General features: G+C 35.5%; 4 protein-coding genes. All 4 read right to left on the bottom strand.

The annotated features are described in order from the left end of the window. Positions 1 to 661: dual OB domain-containing protein (locus OB13_RS13755; RefSeq protein WP_461490743.1), on the bottom strand; the 661-nt coding region annotated here is incomplete at its 3' end. Position 662: 1 nt separating this feature from the next. Then, positions 663 to 1,142 (bottom strand): DUF488 family protein, encoded by a 480-nt coding sequence (locus tag OB13_RS13750; RefSeq protein ID WP_461490742.1) that lies wholly within the window; start codon positions 1,140 to 1,142, stop codon positions 663 to 665. Beyond that, positions 1,142 to 1,693 carry a DUF488 domain-containing protein gene (locus tag OB13_RS13745; RefSeq protein ID WP_461490741.1) on the bottom strand — a complete coding sequence of 184 codons (552 nt, stop codon included), beginning with the start codon at positions 1,691 to 1,693 and terminating at the stop codon, positions 1,142 to 1,144. Before OB13_RS13745 ends, OB13_RS13750 begins: the two co-directional genes overlap by 1 nt. Positions 1,694 to 1,878: 185 nt before the next feature. Beyond that, the gene (locus OB13_RS13740; RefSeq protein ID WP_461490740.1) at positions 1,879 to 2,835 is read right to left on the bottom strand and encodes a hypothetical protein; all 957 of its coding nucleotides are present in this window, start codon (positions 2,833 to 2,835) and stop codon (positions 1,879 to 1,881) included. Positions 2,836 to 3,128 lie beyond the last annotated feature (293 nt).

Below are 3,128 nucleotides of genomic sequence, written 5' to 3'. Positions count from 1 at the left end.
GGAATGCAGATAATCTTGGTGGAGTTGTGGGTTGGACTATGGTTTGAACAACATCATACCAACCTGATAACTGCAAAGAGCAACGTTCTTCAGTATTACCATTAGTATCCCACCACCTTGCGAGTGATAGTCTAATTAAAGAGCCAGCAGGAATTTTTTCAATAGGAGTGTCTAGTCCTACGTATTTAATACTTTTATCAAACCCAAACATATTAGGATAATCATAGCGTGTACCATGAAATTCTTTTTTGGTAAGGTCTTGGTCAGGTATCCAAAATCCTACACTTTGGTTTGGGACACCGTTTACTTCATTAATATAGCCACTTCCATTAGATGTCCAATTCAACAGACCTCCAAATAAGGTGTTGGGACTTCCTCGCCAAATAGGTGCATTAACTTCTGCAAGAAGATCTATCATCTTCATCTCAGAAGTTCCTATATATTTCTTTGATAAAACCAGAATATCTTCAATATGTGGAGCAACTTTATGCTCTCTCTCTTTGTACGTTATGTCCCAAACTTCCTTAATTTCAAAGTCAGTATCATGAGACTGATTATAGCCACTATCAGTAAGCAGTCTCACGGAACGACCTTTATCTGTTACTGCACCAACGCAAATAGCATTGGACATTTGGGTTTTTGAAACAATGAGTACATGCATACTAAAGGTGGTTTATAGTGTAGTTGAAATCTTTGTTAAGCTTGTTTGCTACTATCGACCTGTGGCAAGCCTCAGCCTTTTCCTCTACACAAAATAAAACCACCCTCTTTGCACCAACTTGGTCAAGCTTTTCTAAGAATGTCTCAAAATCAAAGCTGTTGAGAATCCTGTTCTTGTACTCAATAGTAAATACCTTTCCTAGTTCCTGTCTTTCACTCTTTAACTCCTTGTTCTGAGCATCAGCTTCTTTCTGTAAATCCCTGATCTCAGTTGTAGGGGCAAGCTCTAATACATGTCCATACTTTACTTCAAGATCATTCAAGCGAGCCTGCAAGCGATTACTATTAACAAAAGAGTATTTAGCACCACGTACACCACGCCTCTGCCTGATGTCACAGAAAGTGTCTATATGATTGTCGGTAATTTTTTTAAAGAATTCCTCTTCAGAAGTATTGTAGACACCGATTGTATAAAACTCCATTATTCGTATGTTTTGCGGGAAGTAAAATTCGTTTCGTTACCGAATAAATCAAGAGTTCCTTTACCCTTGGTTAGCTCGTTCATCACTATTACCTGTTCTTTGATGCGGTTAGGAGCTATTATATGCTTCATTGATATGTCTTCTTTTAGAAGTTCCTGACCAATAAGCTTGCTCCTGTGGCACTCTTCAGGCTTAGATTCGCTGCACATTACAGCTACTCTTATATTCTTTGCATTAGCAGTTGTTAATCTTTCTAAACCTTCTTTGAAAAAGGACTTAATTTTAATCAAGTCATAGTTTACCTTTCCAGCAATGTAGCATGACCTATCTTCAGGTAGGCCACCTAATTTATCACCAAGGAATACGTAAGTTATACCTGCCTTCTTAAGTTCTAAGTCCAGTTCCGTTTTATTGAAATGAGGATTATATTTTGAGTAAGGCTTTGACCTAACATCTATAAGAAATTGTATTCCAAATGATCGAAGCTCATTAAGAAATTCTTCAATTGGCTTGTTTCCGTGACCAATCGAATAGACTGTTGAATTTTCCATATAATCTAAATTATCGCTCTACACTATACTTTCACTGGCCTGAAAGATCCTCCATTAATAATATTTCAAATATAATATATAGTTCCTTTTATACAAGTTTAAATAAACTTTTTTATAAACTATGAACTAAAAAACGGTATAACATCAATGCTATACCGTTTCATGAAACTACCTGCCTGTTCTATTTAGAGCTTACCGCTAAGCTCAAGATAGTCTTCAAGTAGCTTATCTTTTTTTTCTTGAGCTTGAAGATTTATGATCTCAATCAAATCATCTCTAAACCTATTAGGCTTTGCATATTTAACATTTGCTTTAAAGTACTTAAAAGCCTTGTCTAAATCATAATTATGTTTCTCTAAATAAGCATGTAAAAGAAACATATTTTTTTCGCTACCCTTAAACCTGTTCTTTCTGCTCTCAATTACTTTAGCGTATATATTATCAAGCATGTTCCTGTTTAATGTAACTTCAGAAGTCAATATATCCCATAGGGTAGGTATTTCGCCTTTCGGTATGTTAAAGTGCTGTCTGATTTTCACTAAGGTCTGAAGCTTTGTTTCTATTCTCACGACACGATCGAAGGCTTTTACTACTTGTTCTCTCTGTTCTACTGTGAAGGCATTCAGGAACCTTTGATTCTCTCGCTTATCAAGTGCCAATAGCTCAGGCAATTTAACATAACAAGAGAAGTAATCTCTGTACTCATAAGTAAGTTTGTCTTTAATTAAGTTGAAGGACGTTGGCAGTCCAGCAGACTTATGAGGCTTGTCACCATACCTTGTATAGACCGTTTGGAGTTGAGATAGGTCAAACATGCTGCCTACAGTTGAATGTGGCTGCTTTACCCGTACATCATTTGTTACTTCCAAATAGTTCTTAACATGTCCGTTTACAAATTCATCAAAGCTTATATCCAATTGCTCCGCAATACTTTTATAAACCCTTTGGACAGTGCCTAACGATATTAGCTTCCAGCAGTCTTCAAATAGTACTTTGCTTGATACTTCTACGATTATCACTCTCTTGGTTGGCTTCACTGATATGTCTAAGCCAATCCCATTATACTTGTTCCCAAGGAACCTCTTTTTGCTACTACATATATCTTTATATGTTATTTTAATTTTATCAAATGTGTTTGGCAATCAATTGTAAATTTAGTTCCTGATTTTGAGTGTTAGGATTCACCTCATACAGATAGTAAGTATGCAACTCACAACATTCTCTCTGCATGATTTGATTATACTTCACCATGTATAATATGTAATTCATACTATGGGTCTAATGGACAAAAATGTCCTGCTTCTGCTTAATTTACTTACAGAAGTACCCCAATTATATGTTTCTAATAGGACAAATAAAAATGAATTTCAGTCTATATTAATTAAATTTACAACTAACTGATTATCAATGCCATATATTCATGTTGATGACATCA

Source organism: Pontibacter sp. HJ8, assembly GCF_054824225.1.
Note: the sequence above shows the minus strand (reverse complement) of the source record. Positions and strands in the feature narration are given on the sequence as shown.